Source organism: Paenibacillus sp. SEL1 (genome assembly GCF_054602535.1).
In genome coordinates this window covers 4,732,541-4,752,821 of sequence record NZ_CM137723.1, presented here as the reverse complement: position 1 = coordinate 4,752,821, position 20,281 = coordinate 4,732,541, and the positions used below count along the sequence as shown (strand labels likewise).

The 20,281-nt window shown below is 38.3% G+C and carries 19 protein-coding genes and 1 pseudogene; 5 read left to right on the top strand and 15 right to left on the bottom strand.

What is annotated here, in order from left to right; translation table 11 throughout:
- The 3 genes from ACYCSE_RS21870 to ACYCSE_RS21860 all read right to left on the bottom strand — a co-directional run bounded on the left by ACYCSE_RS21870 (position 1) and on the right by ACYCSE_RS21860 (position 5,149).
- Positions 1–2,028, bottom strand: coding sequence for a beta-xylosidase family glycoside hydrolase (locus ACYCSE_RS21870; RefSeq protein ID WP_452566814.1), 2,028 nt, complete (start codon positions 2,026–2,028; stop codon positions 1–3).
- A gap of 66 nt (positions 2,029–2,094) precedes the next feature.
- Entirely contained in the window at positions 2,095–3,990 is a 1,896-nt protein-coding gene (locus ACYCSE_RS21865; RefSeq protein WP_452566813.1) for a carbohydrate-binding protein, read from the bottom strand.
- 883 nt (positions 3,991–4,873) lie between these two features.
- Positions 4,874–5,149: a hypothetical protein gene (locus tag ACYCSE_RS21860; RefSeq protein WP_459699877.1), complete on the bottom strand. Its 276-nt coding sequence runs from the start codon at positions 5,147–5,149 to the stop codon at positions 4,874–4,876.
- 514 nt (positions 5,150–5,663) lie between these two features.
- Between ACYCSE_RS21860 and ACYCSE_RS21855 the strand changes: the two genes are divergently transcribed.
- The gene (locus ACYCSE_RS21855) at positions 5,664–6,410 is read left to right on the top strand and encodes a class I SAM-dependent DNA methyltransferase (protein WP_081112457.1); all 747 of its coding nucleotides are present in this window, start codon (positions 5,664–5,666) and stop codon (positions 6,408–6,410) included.
- A 307-nt stretch (positions 6,411–6,717) separates the two neighbouring features.
- Here the strand turns inward: ACYCSE_RS21855 and ACYCSE_RS21850 are convergent, their stop codons facing one another.
- The 10 genes from ACYCSE_RS21850 to ACYCSE_RS21805 form a co-directional block, all read right to left on the bottom strand.
- Positions 6,718–7,992: an acyl-CoA thioester hydrolase/BAAT C-terminal domain-containing protein gene (locus tag ACYCSE_RS21850; RefSeq protein ID WP_459699875.1), complete on the bottom strand. Its 1,275-nt coding sequence runs from the start codon at positions 7,990–7,992 to the stop codon at positions 6,718–6,720.
- 60 nt (positions 7,993–8,052) lie between these two features.
- A complete protein-coding gene (locus ACYCSE_RS21845) occupies positions 8,053–8,616 on the bottom strand; it encodes a MarR family winged helix-turn-helix transcriptional regulator (RefSeq protein ID WP_061830185.1) in 564 nt (187 codons plus the stop codon).
- Between the two features lie 510 nt (positions 8,617–9,126).
- Positions 9,127–9,459 carry a hypothetical protein gene (locus ACYCSE_RS21840; RefSeq protein ID WP_452566810.1) on the bottom strand — a complete coding sequence of 111 codons (333 nt, stop codon included), beginning with the start codon at positions 9,457–9,459 and terminating at the stop codon, positions 9,127–9,129.
- A 27-nt stretch (positions 9,460–9,486) separates the two neighbouring features.
- Complete coding sequence (locus ACYCSE_RS21835) at positions 9,487–9,777, bottom strand: hypothetical protein (RefSeq protein ID WP_452566809.1); 291 nt, start codon at positions 9,775–9,777, stop codon at positions 9,487–9,489.
- Between the two features lie 25 nt (positions 9,778–9,802).
- On the bottom strand, positions 9,803–9,925 hold the full coding sequence (locus ACYCSE_RS21830; protein WP_459702557.1) for an ABC-three component system middle component 7: 123 nt from the start codon (positions 9,923–9,925) through the stop codon (positions 9,803–9,805).
- Between the two features lie 47 nt (positions 9,926–9,972).
- Entirely contained in the window at positions 9,973–10,734 is a 762-nt protein-coding gene (locus tag ACYCSE_RS21825) for an ABC-three component system protein (RefSeq protein WP_452566808.1), read from the bottom strand.
- A 787-nt stretch (positions 10,735–11,521) separates the two neighbouring features.
- Entirely contained in the window at positions 11,522–11,773 is a 252-nt protein-coding gene (locus ACYCSE_RS21820) for a hypothetical protein (RefSeq protein WP_250261422.1), read from the bottom strand.
- A 5-nt stretch (positions 11,774–11,778) separates the two neighbouring features.
- Positions 11,779–12,981 carry a WXG100 family type VII secretion target gene (locus tag ACYCSE_RS21815; protein WP_254330218.1) on the bottom strand — a complete coding sequence of 401 codons (1,203 nt, stop codon included), beginning with the start codon at positions 12,979–12,981 and terminating at the stop codon, positions 11,779–11,781.
- A gap of 208 nt (positions 12,982–13,189) precedes the next feature.
- Complete coding sequence (locus tag ACYCSE_RS21810; protein WP_076294564.1) at positions 13,190–13,462, bottom strand: DUF6809 family protein; 273 nt, start codon at positions 13,460–13,462, stop codon at positions 13,190–13,192.
- Between the two features lie 381 nt (positions 13,463–13,843).
- Positions 13,844–15,049: an MFS transporter gene (locus tag ACYCSE_RS21805; protein ID WP_459699872.1), complete on the bottom strand. Its 1,206-nt coding sequence runs from the start codon at positions 15,047–15,049 to the stop codon at positions 13,844–13,846.
- 188 nt (positions 15,050–15,237) lie between these two features.
- Here ACYCSE_RS21805 and ACYCSE_RS21800 point away from each other — a divergent pair, with 188 nt between their 5' ends.
- Positions 15,238–15,840 carry a TetR/AcrR family transcriptional regulator gene (locus ACYCSE_RS21800; protein ID WP_452566807.1) on the top strand — a complete coding sequence of 201 codons (603 nt, stop codon included), beginning with the start codon at positions 15,238–15,240 and terminating at the stop codon, positions 15,838–15,840.
- Between the two features lie 139 nt (positions 15,841–15,979).
- On the opposite strand, the gene mle is transcribed toward ACYCSE_RS21800, so the two are convergent.
- Both mle and ACYCSE_RS21790 read right to left on the bottom strand, forming a co-directional pair.
- Positions 15,980–16,822 (bottom strand): alpha/beta fold macrolide esterase, encoded by an 843-nt coding sequence (mle, locus tag ACYCSE_RS21795; RefSeq protein WP_452566806.1) that lies wholly within the window; start codon positions 16,820–16,822, stop codon positions 15,980–15,982.
- Between the two features lie 245 nt (positions 16,823–17,067).
- Positions 17,068–17,181: pseudogene (locus tag ACYCSE_RS21790) on the bottom strand (AraC family transcriptional regulator); the annotation flags it as partial.
- 212 nt (positions 17,182–17,393) lie between these two features.
- On the opposite strand from ACYCSE_RS21790, the gene ACYCSE_RS21785 reads away from it, so the two are divergent.
- The 3 genes from ACYCSE_RS21785 to ACYCSE_RS21775 are packed head-to-tail and all read left to right on the top strand — an operon-like array spanning position 17,394 to position 20,280.
- Positions 17,394–18,824, top strand: a complete 1,431-nt coding sequence (locus ACYCSE_RS21785; protein ID WP_336078485.1) for a spore germination protein — start codon at positions 17,394–17,396, stop codon at positions 18,822–18,824.
- Between the two features lie 14 nt (positions 18,825–18,838).
- Positions 18,839–20,047, top strand: a complete 1,209-nt coding sequence (locus ACYCSE_RS21780) for a Ger(x)C family spore germination protein (RefSeq protein ID WP_459699868.1) — start codon at positions 18,839–18,841, stop codon at positions 20,045–20,047.
- A gap of 5 nt (positions 20,048–20,052) precedes the next feature.
- The gene (locus tag ACYCSE_RS21775; RefSeq protein WP_459699866.1) at positions 20,053–20,280 is read left to right on the top strand and encodes a hypothetical protein; all 228 of its coding nucleotides are present in this window, start codon (positions 20,053–20,055) and stop codon (positions 20,278–20,280) included.
- Position 20,281 lies beyond the last annotated feature (1 nt).

The following is a 20,281-nucleotide window of genomic DNA, read 5'->3' as shown; positions in this document are numbered from 1 at the left end:
TCACTGCAAGTTTAAATAATCAAAATCAACAAAACCACCCGTTGATTTAGTAGCATAATTGAACAAAGCAAAACGGTATCCCATAAAGTGAGGGATTGTATATGACATCTGAAGTGTGTTGCCTATAGCCGTCCAATTTGTGCCGTCAAGACTGTAGTAGAAATATGCTTTATCCATCTGATTTGTAAAATCACATATAAGCTTAAGATACACTCTGTTCTGGGTGAAAGGGACACTTGCCACTTCAGTCATTGCTCCAGAGCTGGCATTCACCATAACAATGGATTTGGAGGTCCCGTTCATCTTTATGCCTACAAATCCATAATTAGCCTGAAAAGCTGCAAGACCGGAATAGTCTCCGTCCTTCATCCCGCTTGTTTCCATTGCAATGATTCCTGTACTTTTCGGTCCAAATGTCCTTTGGGTAAGCGTATTTCTGGCATCCAGAATACTTTTACTCACTTTCCCTGTAGTCATTCTCATAAATCCAGGACGCTGTGTAAGGGACCAATGAGTATTGTCAGGATTGTGGTTCCATTGCCACTCCTTTTTAAGAGTCGCTTCAGAAGACGAGGTTCCTGTAAACGAAACATCGTCCACATAGAAATTCATCAAATCATTTGTTGGGTCTGGGGTTGAACTGTAGGGTGTCTCAATGAAAATAAACGTTTGTGAGAGGTCGGCACCTGCCGGAAGTGTATATGTTCCTTGAATTGTGCCCCATTGGCCCTTGGTTAGCGTGGTGGACCCAAGAATCGATATACCTGTGTAACTTGGACCATTCTGAATACCAAAATTAAATTGCTTAGTGGCAGGACCTTCAGTGTATTTAACCTTTGCAGAAAAATTATACATTCCGCCGGCTGCTACTTTTCCGGTAATTACTTGTTTTGGACCAGCAGCTGTTTGTTGTCTACCGCTGATAAACAAGCTTTTTGAGCCGATGTAATAGTCTGTAGTGGTTGCTGCAACAATTGCAGTGTTATTATTCGTCCACGGGCTTATGGTGGCATTTTCAAATCCACCGTTTGCAATAAGCTGACTGGAGGCTTGAGAAGATGAAAACTCATCAGACGCATAGACCTTCTTTTCGGGATAACCTTCAACAGGAACATCCATCGTAAGAGGAACCTTACCGTTAACACCGAATACCGGCCAATTATTTGACCATGTAACCGGAACAAGATACGGCATACGTCCAATTGCTCCGCTGTCTTTAAACAGCATAGCATACCAGGAGCCAGAAGGAGTATCAACAATTCCCCCCTGTGCAATACCTGAATCATTCAATGACACCTGACCTGTATAGGGTCCTGTCAAGCTACTTGCACGATAGGTTAATTGTGTGCGGTTGCCTCCCGATGGCCAGCATATAAGAAATATATAGTACATTCCCTTGATCTTTTGTATGTGCGCGCCTTCAGCCTTGACTATGAAGCTGGAACCGGCAATATTACTGGCAGCGGAAATAATCACCTGATTAAGTCCCCCTGGCTTGATAGCCTTTGCATCTGCAGTAAGCTCAATAATTCTGATATTATCACTGCCATAAACCAAGAATACACGTCCATTATCAAACAGCAGCGATGCGTCATGATAATAGTTGCCAAGCACTGATGATGTCCATGGACCAGTTTCTATATTGCTGGTTTGATAGATGTATGTTTTGCCGGTAGAATTGGAGCCAAAGGACACATAGTAGATGCCGTTATAATATCTAAGGCTGCTTGCCCACGAGCCTTTTCCATATTCGTTCTCCCCGTTGTTAAGATTTTGTGCGTCATTGTTGGCATACGTATCGTAAACATAATTTACGATTTCCCAATTGACGAGATCATAAGATTTCATGATCGGAACTCCATGATTCATGTGCATGGTCGTGCTAGTCATATAAAAAGTATTACCTACCCTGATAACATCGTTGTCTGGAGAATCAGCATTTATAAACGGATTTGTAAAAGTAGTAGCTGCAAATACAGAAGTATTGGACATCATACTCATGAATAATGGTAAAACTAATAAAAGCACACTTATCCTCCTATACATATTAGATCGCCCCTAATCTTTGATAGGTTCAAAAGCTTTTAGTTTTAGTTAATTAAATTGTAAATAATCCACATAGGCATCCCAAGTCCCGTTATCAGTGGTTACGATCAGTCTGACCTCTTGATTTCCGGTTACATGGGTGATATTAGACAAGGTTTGGACCGTCGGCGTAGTTCCAGTAAAATAAAAGGAACCAACTGTGGTTCCTCCTATTTGCAAGTCTACTCTGGCGGTACTGGAGTTATTCGAAGCACCCCTGACTGAAATACTATGAGTAGAGTTGGCAAAATACTGAGTGTATGCACTATAATCATCATTGGCGTATAAAGCGACCCCATTGAAAGGAGAACTGATCTTCCCAGCGTAAGTACCACCGAGAGTCATATCCTCAGCTTCAACCCTTGTTCCAGTAGTATTGGGTGTAAACTGCCAGTAATCAATATTAAATAAGTTACCAGTCCCTGTTCCGGTAAACACTAAGAAAACCTTGTGGACTCCTGTTGCATTGCTTACAGTGGTTTCGACTTCCTTCCAGGTCTGTGTTCCTCCAGTAGAACTGACATTAAGAGTTCCAACCAGAGGACCCGTTGCACTGTCAAGACGTATTTCTATTTTACCGCCTGCATTGGAGGCTATGTTTGCTTTAAACGTCTTGGCCCCACCGCTACCAAAGTCGGCATTTCCTACAGCGATCCAATCTCCATTGTGTACGTTTGTCACATTAAGATTATTTGTCGGTCCGCCTGATGCTTGACTCGCCTCGGTTGTAATCCCTGCATTCCACCCGATTGTTTCAGCCTCAATCCTATTGTATGGATTAAGATTGGCTATCTGAGGCACGCCTGCCATATTTCCCTGAACCTCTTGTATCGTTACATTCGTATTATGGATAAGCTTGTTAATATTAGGAGAACGATACCCTTTCCCTTCTCCCAACAGAGCCTTGCTGACAGTTTGGGAATGGTACACTACATACCATTGGTTATTAAAGTTAAACACCGAATGATGGTTATTTCCACCAACTCCGAAAAATGCTTGTGGATTTTTCAGGAAATGTCCTGTATAAGTAAAGGGTCCCATAGGACTGCTGCTCACCATGTAGCCTATTTCACCTGCTGGGTAATTTGACGGGTGTGTACCGGAGAAATTGATACAATATGAGTAATAATATTTGCCGTTATACTTATGAATTCCTGAGTCTTCAAACATGTAAGGAGCATCAATGGTTACTGCACTTCCAATAATACTAGTCATATCAGCGCCCAGTTTTAAAACTCTGGCTGTTTTAGGATTTGCAATTGAAGCTGGGTCCGAAGTATTGGGTATACCTCCACCAACATACAGATATCCTGTACCATCATCATCCACCAATACTGCCGGGTCAAAAAGCCATGTAACTCCAGACATTCCAGTTGTACCGTGTGTAACAAGAGCCTTTCCGAGTGGGTCTGTCCATGGTCCTATCGGAGTGTCTGCAGTTAGCACACCAATACCTGAGGCACCATTTGCAAAATAAAGGAAGAATTTATCCTTACCATTTATTTTTTTATGTGCAACGGCCGGTGCCCATGAGAGTGATGCCCATTTTGCAATACCTTTTCCATTATTTTTGTTATTGTATCCTGCGACCGGAATTGCACCGTGGTCTGTCCAGTTCACCATGTCAGCAGAAGATATGACGAATATTTTATTTAGTTCACTAAAATCATTCTCTTTCACCGTTCCATTACTGTTATATACATATGCATCACTTGACATATAGATATAAACCCTTCCATCATAGACCAACGCATAGGGATCCGCCCCCAATTTATGGTCCATAAGAGGATTTGAATTCCCTGGAAGCTTTGCAATTGCATTGTTAGCAGCATGTACAGGTACCATTGGTAAACAACTCAGCAATAATGTAAAAGCTAATAAAAACACCGAAAATTTTTTAATCATAAACATATTACCTCCATTTTTATATATCATGTCTATTAAAAGTTTACAAATTGCCTATGCATAGATTTAATTAGTAATTTTGTATCCTATTTGAAGGTTGGTGCTCCGAAACTTGGACTTGTATCATTTTCAGCAGAGCCTCCCTTCTAAATTTGTAACCGCTTTCATTTTTCTGGATGGAGACTCGAATCAAGCCGAATTAGGCAGTTCATCATTTTTATTTTCGCCCAATAAATTTCAGTTAATGGCTTTTTATAATTACCTTGGTTACGGTACATACAGCAAACTGCGTTGCACGGGTTCCAGGCATTCTTTTGGATATCAGCGCCTTAATTCACCGATGGCAAGCCATAACAGTCGTCTTCATGCAAGATGGTGCATTCGAGCTGTTTGTGCTCAAATGTCAATCTCCAAATTCCCCTCCCTTCTTTATCATTTCACGTACCGATTGAAAACTTTAACTTTAGAGTTGAACTTGAAATCTTTTACATAATTACAAAGGAATATTATGTCGTTGGTAAGCGTGGAAGCGAATTTTAGGCTACGCAGTCGGGGAAATGATATCCAGGAATATAATACCATAAACGCCACTTTGGAACAAGTGCGACAGCTTTGCAACTTGTGGAGTATGCTAATAATTCCAGGGTGTTGCGAAGCTTATATTCATGCCATTTTATGCGACTAGTTCTATCCAGAATAGCCATCAATCATGAGTTATCTTACAATTCAAACTTCAATCTATAAATAACATTTATCCCCTCTCATTAATGCCCGATCCTTTTCTTTTAGTCGCCCATTTAGATATAAAAAAACTTATTTCTCCTCAGCGTTCGAGGTGAAATAAGTTTTTAACTGAGTACATTTATCCAGATGAACAGGAGACTTACCAATCGACTTCTTCAAAAAGACGGAAATGCATCTTTTTTTCAAATTCATCTAAAATTTTAAAACCAGATATTTCATCTTCATTTTCTCCAAGTTTTATCATAGTAGCTATTGCTAAGTCTCCCAACTTATAATGGCCTAACAGCTTATCTTGATGTTCCCTTTTTAAAGATAATCCATTTAATTTTTTAAATATTACCTCTGTACGAATGCCTTCTTTTCCGATATGTGTCATTGCTTGATATAAAACTATGGGGTTCTTTTCTTCTAGCAAATTTTCTAACTCATCTATTCAACATTTTCCATCTTCAATTTTTTTTACTATTATCACCTATAATTTTTTTATTTCTGGGTAGGTTAAATGATCTAATCCTTTGTTTGTTCCTACTTTAATTGTACCTTCATCTTTTGACTCAAAAGTTAAACTAACATCCATTATTTTTCCCATTTTAACGTTGCCCCTTTATCGTTCTTCAATATAAAGTTCTCTCTTAATATCACGTATATGCAAATCAGCATTTTTTAAACGGGTTATGGTATCTCTTAGTAGTGTAATTCCTTCAAGTGATGTTAAATTAGGTTTAAAGACACGCTCTCGTCCAGTAAAAAGATATTGCCTCATCAGATCCGCTAAATTAGCGGCTTTTTTTGTTTTAAAAGTGCTGGCGCGTCAGTCCTTTTTTTTATAAAACATCAACATGGTTTCCATATATAGCAAAACTGAGAATGGATGGTATAATGAAGGATGATTTAAAGAAATCTGTAGTGTAGTGAAGGGATGATTCATATTGATAAATCACGATAATCTTGAAGAGTATCGAGACCCGATTAATTATGATCTTGAATTTGGCGGTGAGACTAATAAATACAATTTCTATCTTGATATGGCTAGATTGAACCCAGGCGAGGTTCTGGAACTTGCATGTGGTACAGGATTGACAACCATTCATTTATCAAAATCGGGGATACATATAACAGGTGTTGATATTTCTTCATCGATGCTTGAATATGCGCGGGTTAAAGCTCAAGGTTTGCCTGTGGATTTTATTGAAGCTGATGCTCGTACATTCGATTCCGAAAAGCGTTTTTCCATGATTTATTTGACAGGAAATGCATTCCAGGCATTTTTGAGCGATGAGGATCAACGAGCCTTACTCGAAACCGTTTACAGGCACCTAGAATCAAATGGGATATTTGTTTTTGAAACACGAAACCCCTTGGGGACCGATTTATCCAACCAAGAGGAAAGCATCTGGGGAAATTTTATCGATAAAGATGGAATTAAAGTCAAGATATCTGGGACACAGTCGTATGATTCAAGTAACCAGATCATGCACTGGGTCACATTCCGTGATTGGGGATCGGAGAAAACAATTTCTCGAATTGCATGTCGCTTTACTGATAATGACACGCTTCAGCGTTTATTAACGAGCCGCGGCTTTTGTATTGAAAATCAATATTCCGACTGGGATAAAACACCGTTTACTCCTTTATCTCCTTCCATCATTACTGTTTGTCGAAAACATGGAGCCTAAAACGAATAATCCCGGAATGTTCATCCCAAGTGTTTGACGACCGCGCGTAAGATATCCATGTCATTCGCATGTTTTTGAAGGAACAACAGGCTATTCAGTGATTCCCGGAAAGAAAAATCGCCGAGTCACCCTAAAATATGATCAGGACGTTTACAAAAAAAACGTTATTTGGTGGAATGCTTCTTTAATAAAGTAAAGAATTTATCGTCGTCTGGCAACTCACTATGATAAATTAGCGTGTACATTCAAGTCTTTTTTTGCCTTGGCAACCATTATGGTTTGGCTTGCCTGAGTTTGAAGACACGCCCTAATTCATAAAAAATTCTATTGTTTTCTGCCAAGAATCTGATTGACCAAAAGAATTTCCTTTTAAAGTACCACCACAAGTAAAAACGCCTCCACCCATTTTTAAGTTCAATGTTTCGCTTAAAGGTATAATAAACGGTAATGGTAATGAGTGACCTAAATCCTTATAGTCTAAAAGATTGTATTTGTATTTATAATTGTTTTTTTTCAAAATACTCATTATTTCTACACATGCCTCGTGAGTATTCCAAATATTATCTTGATGGCCTGAAATTAGCAATAAATTTGCATTTGCATTCTCTATTTTTATTCGAGCCTCCTCTTTATTTCTTGCCCTTTCCACACTTTTTTTATATGTAGTAGTAAAACCAAAAGGTATATTCTTTTCTAAGCAATGACGCTGATGGTCGTAAAAAATATCATTATCAACTGGTATAAATGGTAATGATCTCCCTTCATATGACCATGATGAAACATTTTCACCACTCATCAAACCATCCAACGCTTGAAAACAATATGCATGGGGTGCAGAAGCCACAACTTTAGAAATGAAATTATATCGCGATGCCAAAAGTAACGCCAATTCTCCGCCTTTAGATGTACCGTGTACATATATTTCATTAGCACGTGTTAATGGATTCTTTTTAAGCCAAGAGAACACTTTTTCAAAATATTCAAGGGGAATTTCCTCTAGTTTTTTAGGCAATCCCTTTTCATTGAAATATCCAACGGTTAAAACATTAAAACCTCTAGATGCCAATGGTCCTGACAAAAGCGAAAGACCACTTCGTTCACCATCAGATCCACCCAATACTACAATCGTTTTATTATTTGAGTTTTCAGAATAAAATAACTCTCCCATAAATTCATCAGTGATCTGTTGTCTTTTCACTTCCGGTAACTTGAACATACGCTCTAGTCTTATACATTCTCGATCTTGTCCATTTTCACATACTATATCAATAAATACACTATCATCTATTGAAATATTAAGAGCGATATTCCCTCCCTCACTATTAATCTTTTGTAATGAAGTAATAAGCCCCATACTATCTATATAATCATAAGTTCCAGAATCAGGTTTGTGTTTTGATAAATCAACACTGCCATTTGAATCCGCAGTAAACCAAGCAAATGATTGATACTTTTCACTTACTGCCCATGGAAAATGCATGGTTGCAGTTATTTTCGTTTTGCCCTCTGGTGGTAACCCTGTGACACAAAAATCGATTTTTTCATCAATAAGTGCAACTCTTGGTTGTACTTGTAATTTCATCTCGTAGCCTCCAAAGAAAATATAGAACTTGAATGGAAATAGTGCCTATTTTCAATTCCATCATTTAAAATGTTTTCTCCGCAAAATAAAACTATCTAAAGCTCGAATTTGTGCTCCTTGAAACCCTTCCAGGTCTTCAAATTTATAATTTACGTCTTCCTCAAAACCAACGTACTCTTCGTTGTGAGTACCATATATTCTTTTCAATAAACTCCATAACACTTCTAATTCTTCAGTTGTGAATTCATTAAAAATATCTGCCATTAGGCATATTGCTTTCTCACCACATTCCAGCATGACTCTTTTCCCTAATTCCGTGATTTCCACGTTAATGGCACGTTTGTCCCGTTTGCTTGGTGTCGTAATCAAGTATCCTTTATTCTCTAAATTGACTACAAGCTTTTGTGCACTTTGTTTGCTTGTTTCTAACTTTCTTGCAATATTAACAAGTGTCGTTTCATCCTCTGGCAAATGAGCTATTGCCAGCATGATCATGTACTGTCGTGATGTTAATTTCTCAAAATAGTTGTCGCCTTGTATTTGCAACTTATTAGTAACGGAAAAAAAAGTAGCGTAAGTTTGTTGCATTATATATAACTCTCTAAGCGCTTTAGAATATTCCATAAATATATCCTTTTCTTTTTATTGTCACCATACTGACTATAATTACAATAACAGCATTTTGTATTATCGTCAACATGGTGACAATGATCATTTGGAAATTTAATACATTAAATAAACAATTGTTATTTTGGATCTGGAATCCCTAGTCGTTATGAACGATCAGCCCGGTCACATCTTTTGCCTTGCAAAAGCTTTGGCAAGTCCTTATCGCAGAAAGATACCACAGCGTTCGCCCACTCAATATTGCGTAATATCCGTTACCCATTTTTGGTTAGGCTTTTACTCTACACACTCAGCAGCTAAGTAGTTTCTCCTAGAGCGACGTTTTCGGCGAATTTTGGACTTGACTAAACTTTCAAAATGAATTGAATACAAACGCTCTACAGCTTGAATAAGTATTCTATTCATTTGGTTCACCTCCATTAGATATGAAAAAAACTTATTTCTCCTCATGGTTCGAGGTGAAATAAGTTTTGAATTAAGTGCATTCATTCAAACGAACAGGAGGCATTACCATTCGATTTCTTCAAATAAACGGAAAACCATCTTTTTTTCAAATTCATCTAATATCTTAAACCCAGTTATCTCATCTTCTTTTTCTCCAAGTTTTATCATAGTAGCTATTGCTAAGTCTCCTACTTTATAATGACCTATCATCTTATCTTGAGGTTCCCTTTTTGAAGACAATTCACTTAACTTTTTTATAATTTCCTCTGTACGAATGCCTTCTTTTCCGATATGGGTCAATGCATGATATAAAACTATGGGGTTCTTTTCATCCAGCAAATTTTCTAACTCCTGTATTGAACATTTTCCTTCTTCTATTTTTTTTACTATATTCATTTTATTCCTCCTTTAAACAGATATTAATTAATGTTCCAAACTGTAAATACTTGCCCCCACTTGAACAAGATCAGGAGATGCTAACTTACCAATGCGTATTCCAATATTCTTCTTTTCAGCCATTGAAGTTGAAATTTGAACAGAGCTAACGCTTAATACCATTTCATTTTGATTTGCATATTTAATAAGAATTTTATTACCTATCATTTTTTTTATTTCTGGGTAGGTTAAATGATCTAATCCTTTGTTTGTTCCTACTATAATTGTACCTTCATCTTTTGACTCAAAAGTTAAACTAACATCCATTATTTTCCCCATTTTAACGTTGCCCCTTTATCGTTCTTCAATATAAAGTTTTCCAAGAATATATAAATTCATCAATCTCTTCAAAAGAATTTTGAGTACTAAAGTATAATTCTTTAATTTGGAAATTAGATTGAGAAAGTTCGGTTAGTAGCACTAACATTTTATTTATAATCGAATCATTATAGTTTATAACTTTATTTGGTATAATCACGAAAACACCTCGCAATTTTGTATGAAAAAAGAGACTATAATTTTACATGCTTCTAGAGAACTATTCTCTGTCTTTTTACTTAACCATTCAGCCATATGATTATAAATCTCTTCTTGTGTATGTTTATTTTTCTTCAATTTTAGGTAAAATGTATTTACTTGAGAAGCAATTGTATCAAAGGAATATTGACATTCTTTGTCCAGCATTATAAATTGTTCCTTCACAAAGAAATAGTAGTCCGCGACATCACTTTTAATTCGTCTCTTTGTAAGTCTATTCAGAGTTATATTCGCCTTTTCATCAACTTTCAATGCATCTAAATTTAGAATCTGAGGAGATAATTCATTTTCGTTTTCCACAAGTTTATTTAGTATTATTTTAATTTCTGCCTCAATTTGATAACTATGATAGTCTGCTCTCCTCTCATTTCTTCTAATAATCTCCTTATTTATGATGAGTAATTTTTTATATTCTTCTATAGTTCGTGGGGAATCAAATTTTTTATGACAATCACGACATAAGGCAATCAAATTATTCAAATCGTTTACATTTTGAGATAATTTCTCTACGTTTTTTAACAATAAGGATTCTTCTTTTGTTGGATTTAATGGGTAAATAGGAGCAGCTTCAAATATCTTCCTCCTAATTCCATTTTTCACATATAGTAAGCTTTTAGAACAGAAAGGGCACATACCTTCTACCTCAGAAAAAAGGATCATATTATCATTTTCATTCATACTTTTTCTATTAGCTTGCATGAGTTCACCTCAAACTAATCAAATGTAATAAGATACAATTAAAGAATTTTCTTCCTTATTTTGACTTTATGTACTTATAGTATCATACAAATGAACTATTGGTCGATGTTACCTGATCTTTTTGCCTAATACTTAAGAGCCATTTTCGAAAAAAAATATTACATTAGTCTTCGTAATTGGCTAACTAAGCTAAAAGCTCACTCCAGTAAATTAAGGAGAAAGCTCTGGTTATAATCATTGTATTATAGTTTAGTTATGATCCAATTGTCATTTTATCAGGAAATACTCCCCTTCTTTAATGAAGCATCGAGCCATTTGTTGTGCTGCTCTGTCAAAATAAAAATGTGTTTGAATGATTTGAATCTTGTATAGGCTCAAACTCAGAAAATAACTTAGTATCTTTATTCAATTGGATTTTCTCTCATGAATCCTTTTTTGGACCTTATCTATACACAACCACAGTCTCATCATACTGTTCTTTATAAAGTAAAATAAATGCTTCCATTCTCAAAATCCCCTTTACGTACTCCCCTTAATATTATTGATTGTTAACATAATCTGAATTAGATGTAATTCCCTTAAATAGAATTTATTTACAATATCTTCGATTTCACTAGCAAACTTTCTCATCTATAAAGAAAGCCTTCTGTCTACACGTATTTCCCAAGCCTCGTACTGCACCTCTTGTAATAAAAAAAGTAACTCCTAATGTGAGAGCTACTTTAAAAAACTAAAATGGCATCGCCATTTGTTTCTACGATTCTTGTAAATAGTTTATATATTTCACTTACGATTCAATAGTAGTTTTTTCTACGAAGTTTCCATTCTCTTTAATAATCATCCTTGCCAACCTTCGTCCCGCTCTCTTAAAGAAAAATTCGTCAGCATAATTCTCTGAAACTATCGGTGAAATTTGATTTATAACCTCATTTTTTTTGTCATATTCTATTTTCCCCATTACATCTTCACTCGGTCCATAACTATATACAACTCTTTCCTCATCTTCGTAATCTTTTAACATGATTATATATACGGCCATTATTCTCACTCCTCATAAATCTTTTCCCAATTCCATGGTCTTCCAGATTCTATAGTTTTATCATGTGCTGTTCTGTAATTCGTATGGAATATGCCTTCAAATCTCGATTCAAAAAGCTCATGATGTAGTAATTGTACATCAGAATCCACATACTTCCCATCCATTAATCTCTCCCACGCTTGTGATAACTCAAAGTCTGGGTCAAATCTCCCGATTCCATGATCTTTAATGTGGGTATCGTTAAAAACATGGTCTTTGATTCTTTGAATTCTATTTTCTGAGAAACCAGTATTTTTAGAAATGGCTTCCACGTCTTGATTTCCTAAATTCCTAAATTTTTCATACAACTCTTCTGCAATAGCTTCTTCTCTAAAAAATTGCTCTGGAGAAATATTACGAGCACCAGTTTCAGCATAATTAAAATCGTCTGATTTTATATTAGAAGAGCGCTGTTCGCTTTCTTTTAAAATATTGGCTTTACTCTGAGTCGATTCAAACTTTACAGACCCTTCCAAAATATTTTTGGGCTTAATCAGCGCTTTGGTTGTCGTAGAACCTATCATCAAACCAGCTGTACCAATCAAATTTGCCATATGTTCTTTTGACCATGCATTTGTGGGATTAAATGCTCCCTGAATCATGCCCGATACTCCAAATGTACCGAAATTGAGCATGTCATTCCATGAATCGTTTTGTTTAGCTGCCCGTTCCATGTACCCTTGATACATTCCCTTCGGAATGCCGTACGACATATAATCCAGGAAGCTCCAGACTGAATCAAATTTTTTCTCATATCGTTCTGAATTAGCTGCTACAAAATCCTGCCCAAGCTCCGTTAAGCTATCCGCCGATTTCTGGAGCGCATTTCGTGTATCTGCAACAGGAACTGTGCAAGTATTCGGTGGAGGTGGCAAGCAACCTGGGTCTAGATTCCCATCCTCCATCATATCTGTTAATCTAAACTTATTTGCATGCTGCCGTAGTTCTCTAGCAATCGAATCTGTTAGTGTAACAAAGTCAGCCATATTCTTCTGAGATGTTTGGAATCTATAATAGAATTGCTCCTTTGTTATCCCCTCCCAAAATCGTTCCATAAACGAAATTTGCTGCGATAACTGACTATTCATTTGCATCGCCGTTTGCTGCGCAAGCTCAAATTTCTTAGAGACAGTTATAAGTTGTTCAGGTGTCACTTTAATTGTTGTCATAATTTACCTCGGTTGAGTTCATTAAGACATAATAACATTATTCAAATTTATGGAAAACCATCTTTATTACTAATTGTTATATGAATTAGAAGACTTAATCCCTACGACCTCTGACTTATAAATTATTAACGTTGGTGCCCCTTAATCATATTGTAAAGCCTTTTAACTATACATTTTTTAACTTTAAAGTAGTAGGATCTATCAAAATTTAAATGATTTTTCTATCAAATATTTCAACCATCGTCAAAGCACCAGCTTTGTATCCAGAAATATAATCTGAGGCGGATAATATAGAAAGCAAAACATCATTTAAATCAGATAGTTCTTCAATTAATTCGTAATCTTGTTCCGACAGTCTTGCTTTTAGTGCTTTCATAGAAGCGGATATTTTCTGATGGACTAGCTCAAGCTCAGGGTTTTTAGGTTTGGTTCGTTCGCTTGGGTACCATTTTCCGTAATATAAATCCTCTAAGATACTCATATTCATCTTCTCCTTCATGATATAGATAAGGTTTTGAGTTCGAACACTGAGTGCATTTTGTTCCTCAAAAACAAGGATATCTCAGTAAAAAATCAATACTGATTTTTAGCGAAGATTTCACTAAAGTAATTGAGGACTAATGCCGAGTATCTGAAATGTGACCAGAGGATTTACACCGATTATGAACGCAGTGAAAAAGAATCACGTCCACATCGAGGATAATACTGTATAGGTGGCCGGATTCGGTCCGGTTGCCTATGAGTAAGTGCTGGACGAATTCAGCCCTTCGTGGAAAATAAGCAGGACTTCATATCTTCTACTCATTAATGTTAGAAGCCATAACAAGCGAATTTTTTTAAAAAAGCCTCACTAATTACCAGATTACTGTGGAGGGAACGAATACTTTTTGCCACCCCAAGCCACGAGAAGCGCAAGGAATAAGAGTATGAATAATGCCCATGAAAATGATCCCGCACCAAAAGTTTCAAGCAAAATACCCCCAGTCATCCCGCCGCCAGCGATAGCCAGATTCCATACGGTCGTGTTAATCGGCATCACCATATCCACTTTGCTCTCCCCTGCAGCCTGAGCAAGCGCCGTTTGCAATAGCGTTGCTGCGCCGCCGAAGGTTAAACCCCATACCGTAACAATGATATAGATTATAAGGACATTGGAGTTGCTAAAGCTCATGGCAATAGAAATTAAGACGAAGGAAATAAGACTAATAAGGACAAGCTTACGCAGCCAACGGTCGATGAATACGCCAGTTATCCATATACCTACAAGAGCAGCAATGCCAAAGAAAGCCAGCGCCAGACCCACTCTCTCCCCTATCCCATTGGCCGCAAGAAATGGAGCAATATAAGTGTAAAGAATATTATGTGCTGTCATCCAGGTCAGTACAACCAATAGTATGGGCCGAATCCCCGGTGTAAGGAAGACTGCATAGATCGAAGCTTGCTTATCGGAGGATTGTCCCGGATAGTCAGGCACCTTCCAAAGCACCCACGCGATCAGTATAACAGTCAGTAGCGACATGATTCCAAAAACAGAACGCCAACCCATAAGGTTCCCCAGAAACGTTCCCGCCGGGACACCAATAGCCAAGGCGATGGGCGTTCCAACCATGGCAACCGCCATCCCCCTCCCTTTCAATGTAGCAGAGACCATGCGGAGAGCGTAACCGCCGATCATCCCCCATAGAACTCCAGCCGAAACTCCTGCCAGCAGACGGGCAGCCAGCGTCAGTATGTAGCTAGAGGAAATTGCGGTGACACTGTTAAAAACCAGAAACCCGCAGATAGCCAGAAGTAACAGCGGACGCCTCCGCCATTGGCGGGTAACTATAGCTACAGGGATGGCAGCCACTAAAGAACCGATGGCATAGACAGTGACCAGTTGACCAGCCATTGCGTCTGAAATATAAAGTCCCTTGCTTATTTGCGGAAGCAAACCAGCCGGAATCGTTTCCGTCATAATACAGATGAATCCTGTCATAGCCAAAGCGAGCAGGCCAAGCGAGGGAAAGCGCTCAGATGAGACGGAAGAAGCAATCTTTGCAGTAGTAGAAGAATTATTGCTGGACATTAGCGCAGCTCCTTAATATCGATTTCAAAACAAGTTCAAGCGAAAAATCAAGCACATATACCAATGATTTGCCCTCCTTTTATTTCAATTATGGATCAATCATTCCATATTTTAAAGATGCCTCTCGGTCTTGTCAATTACTTTTGGATCGATTAGTATATAAGTACAAGATAAAAGGAGGCGACTCCATGGTTAGAACCGGAAGACCACGTAAATTCAGTCGCGACGAAGCGATCTCCCAAGCTATGATGTTGTTTTGGGAGCATGGATTTGAATCAACCTCTTTAGCTCAGCTCAAAAAGGCGATGGGCGGCATCTCCTCAGCCAGCTTTTATGCAGCTTTTGAATCAAAAGACGCATTATTCAAAGAAGCGCTGGACCAGTATTTGGCTACATACGGACAAGTATCGACAAGCCTTACAAACTATTCACTTTCATCGCGCACAGCTATTGAATTAGCCTTAAGAAGTTCAGCAATCATGCAGACTGAGCAGACCCATCCCTTGGGTTGTTTAGTCATATTCTCTGCAAATACTTGTTCGCCGGAAAACACTCATATTCGAGAACTATTGACCAGGCAAAGAGCAGTGACTAGGAACAAGTTCCATGCTCGTATTGAGCGAGCTACCAAGAACGGAGAACTTCAAGAATCCACAAATGTTAGCATGTTAACCACACTATTCGTTACCTTCCTGGAAGGTATATCTACAGAAGCCAGAGATGGTGTTTCCATAGACAACATTGATGCAGCCATAACTAAATTGATGGAGCTTTGGGATACTTGTGCCTGAGACTGGCTCAGTTTTCATGAAATAAGGGCATACAAATAGAAAAGGCAATCCTCCTAAAAAAGGAGATTGCCTTTTTATTCAGGAAGATTGCTTCTCTCAACAACGGCTTTATTCAGCCTATCCTACACATCAGTTTGACTTAATTGGGTATCGAAGTGTGATTTGAAATAGAATCGATTATTAAATCCCAATCGTCGTAGTGAAGTTCATGTCCAGTTCCTTCCAATGTAAGTAAAACCGCACCCGGAATTTCGTTAGCAAGATTTATTCCGTGTTCATAAGGGATAATCGGATCTTCAGTACCGTGTATAACCAGAGCAGGGACGGTTATTTCCCTTGTCCTAGCCAGATAGGATTCTCCACCTGACAGCATTGCGTGATTGTTCATGCTGGCTATATTGTTGCTTCTTTTCCATTCTTCTTTTGCTAATTTATAAACTTTTTTTTCATCGAAAGCGTGTTTTGAACCTACTAGAATTCTTGATCTACCTATCACAAAATCGACCACCGATTGTTCGTTCGTCCAATCTATTGCTCCCATATTCGAGAAATAGTCCATAACCTTTTCCTCCATCGGTGGAAGATCGGGAGCAAAATTGGACGTTGATACGAGGGTAACGGTTAGAACTCTGCCTGGATGTCGCAGAGCTATCATTTGAGTCAGCATGCCGCCCATGGACATGCCCACAATATGCGCTTGCTCAATCTTATACGCATCCAATACTCGAATAGCATCATCTGCCATGTCTTCGAAAGTATAGTCCTGTTGCCCAGGTTCATAGGTTGTAGAACGTCCAACATCTCGGTTATCGTAGCGAACGACAAAGCGACCTGTCTCTGCTAAACGCTGGCAGAATTCTTCCTCCCACCAGACCAATGAGGATTGAGCCCCCATAATCAGTAATATTGCCGGGTTAACTTGCTTTCCAAAACTGTCAGTACAAATTACTATTCCATCGCTTTTTATGAGTTGTTCGTTCATGTAGAATTCCTCCCCTCAATGATATATAAAACAAAAAAACACAGAATATTAGTCTGTGTTTACAGTAATCGAAAAATAATTTAGAAATGAATGCGAATTATCTTCATCACTTACCTCCATAAAGTACTTTCAGTTCCTCTTCTTTATCGTAAATGTATGTTTTTCTTCAGGAAAACGTTTATTTTTCACATCAACAGTTTAAGCTTGAATGGACTCTAATATAAACGGATTCAATGCCCTCCTCCTCAATTTAAATGGGACATATATTCAAATGCTGTTGTTCTATATACACTTTTAAAGTGTTTATTTAAATGGGTTAAGTCAACTAAGCCACATTCTGCAACTGCTGAATAAATATCTCACACAATTGGTTTCTTTCACGCTGTTTGCTATATCAAAATTCCCTTTATCCAAGAGTTTCTTGTTATCCGCAGCTGTCTTTTAAAAATTACTTAGCCCGAATCCTCCACCGTTAAGATGTCATTGACCTTACCGACAACAAACGCATTTATGGATTATTGTGGTATTATTTTGGATTATTGTTAATACTACGTATCTGAGGAGGGTGAAAATGAAGTTACATACCAAATTTTCAAGACAATTATGCCGGAATATCGATCTCATTTGTGACTTCATGGGAAACAGTTCGGATTTTATTGTTCGTGAAATCACAGCTGGCCATAAACACGCCGCACTTTTTTATTTGGACGGAATGACTGACATGCAAAAGGTACAGGACAATGTGATCCGTCCGTTGCATGATCGTGTCTCCTCTGACGAGATCACTTTACCGTTATTGAAAAACGCAATTTTGGACATTGGTGAAGCAAGCTTTGCTCAAAACTTTGAAGATGCTTTGGAACAGATCCTCTCAGGTGGTCTTCTCCTACTCCTGGACGATATGGATGAAGGATTGATCATTTCTTTGCCTGGATGGGAAGAACGCAGTATTACAGATTCGAAGACACAGCCTGTGGTCAGAGGTCCGCAAGAGTCGTTTACAGAAACTTTACGTACGAATACGACTATGGTTCGTCGAAGGGTGAAGGATACAAGAGTACGTCTAACTACCATAACAGTTGGCGAAAAAACCAAGACCGATATATCGGTCATGTATTTGCATGGGGTCGCTGACCCAAAAAAGGTGCAGGACATGATATCCAAGTTAAAGAACATGCATGTAGAAGGTGTGCTTGAAAGCGAATATTTGGAAGAATGTCTCCAAGAAAATAAACAACTCACGATATTTCCGATCTTTTATAATTCTGATCGCCCAGACTCTATTGCAGCAGGAATTATGGAGGGGAAAATTGCGATATTTGTGGATGGATCTCCCTTCGCCATCCTTGCACCTGCGGTGTTTGTAGACTTTCTTCAATCCGCAGAAGATTATTATCAATCCTTTATTTACAGTAGTATCATTCGAATATTAAGGTACATATGCCTGGCAATCTGTATGTTGGCTCCGGCCATTTATGTCGCATTAACGACATTTCATCAGGATATGATTCCAACAGTTTTGTTATTAAGCTTATCCGCGCAACGTGAAGGAGTTCCGTTTCCAGCATTTATTGAGGCGATGATCATGGAAGTGGTTTTTGAAATTCTGAGGGAGGCAGGTCTTCGTATGCCACGGACGGTCGGTCAAGCCGTTTCTATTGTCGGGTCAATAGTGATCGGCCAGGCTGCTGTAGAAGCAAACATCGTTTCGGCTGTTATGGTCATTGTTGTTGCAATAACTGCCATTTCGAGCTTTGTCATTCCCTCGTACACCTTTGCCATTCCAATCCGGATATTACGTTTCGCTTTCATAGGCATAGCCGCTATGTTTGGTGTGTACGGATTGACTGTTGGTATTCTCATGCTCTTTGTGCATCTCAATGGGCTTCATTCATTCGGTGTACCGTATTTAAGTCCCTTTGCCAATTACAAATCGTCTGAGCAGAGGGACGCCATATTGCGTTTTCCATATAGAACTAACAAAAAACATCGCAAAAACTAAAGGAGTAGACCATCATGAACTCGTATCGATCCACCATTTTATTACTGATTATGTCCATCTGGCTAATGGTGTTTCTTACGGGTTGCTGGAACAGTAAGGAATTGAGCGCCATTTCCGTCGTGATGGCTCTGGGCATTGATGCAGTTGATGACCAATATGAAGTCAGTTTACAAGTGGTTGACCCATCGCAAATGTCTCAAAATTCCCCCATGGAACGGACGCCAACGATCGTTTTTTCCAAACGCGCCGATACCATATTTGAAGCTATTCGAAAATTAACAACGGAATCGTCCCGAAAAATGTATATGTCTCACTTAAAGTTTGTCATTTTTGATGAAAAAACGGCAAAAAAAGGAATCAAGGAGCCGCTGGACTTTCTGTTCCGTGATCATGAAGTTCGGCCTGATTTCTATTTGGCCGTTATCAGAGGAAGCTCGGCAAAGGAGGCCGTTACTTTTGTAACTCCAACCGAGGTCTTGCCTGCAATGGATATGTATAAGGCATTAAGGCTTTCTGAAAAAGCATGGGCTCCAACTTCCGCGGTCAATGTGAAAGATATTTTACAGAGTTTCACAGATGATGGCATTGAACCGGTTCTCACCGGTATTCGACTGACAAACCTAGAAAAAGGTCTAACTATTGATAATGTGACAAAGTCGCCCCAACATGTTAAATACTTTTTTACTGGAATTGGTGTTTTCAAGGGCGACCGACTTATCAATTGGATGGATGATTCACAAAGTAAAGCCTTTACCTATATATCCAATCGTGTTTCCAGCACCGTAGCTTCCATCGATTGTCCGAATTCCAAAGGAAAATTTGTAGTTGAAGTAATCCGTTCCAAAGTAAAGATGCGTCCAAAAATAATAGATCATGAGCCGCACATTTCTCTTATTGTGGATACAGAATCCAATATCGGAACGGTCTCGTGCAATGCCAACCTTAAGAATGAAGAGACATTTAGAGATCTTCAAGAATCAGCTAAAGAGCATCTGGAACAATCTTTGAAGGAGGGCATTTCGTACGCACAACAAATCGGTTCCGATATATTCGGGTTTGGAGAAGCTTTTCACCGCAAGTTCCCACGTGAATGGCATAAATGGAAAGAGGATTGGCCACAAAAATTTCAAACGCTTAAAGTGGATATTCAGCTCAATTATCGTTTAGTCCGGTTCGGGGACATTACCAGTCCAATCGATATGGGAATACACAATCAGGAGTGAATGCAATGCTTTATGTGATTCTCGTAACTTCCATTTTAACATCTTTGTATGAGTTTAAAAAATTCAAGGAGAAACAATTTGTGCGTGAAATTGTATTCAGCTCGATATTGTTGATTATAGGCGTTATATTGATTACCCTACGGATCGCCAACATTAAACTGCCGACTCCACTGACGGGCATTCAAATCCTATTTCAACCAATAAGTCTGTTACTTGCAGAAATGTTATTTTAAG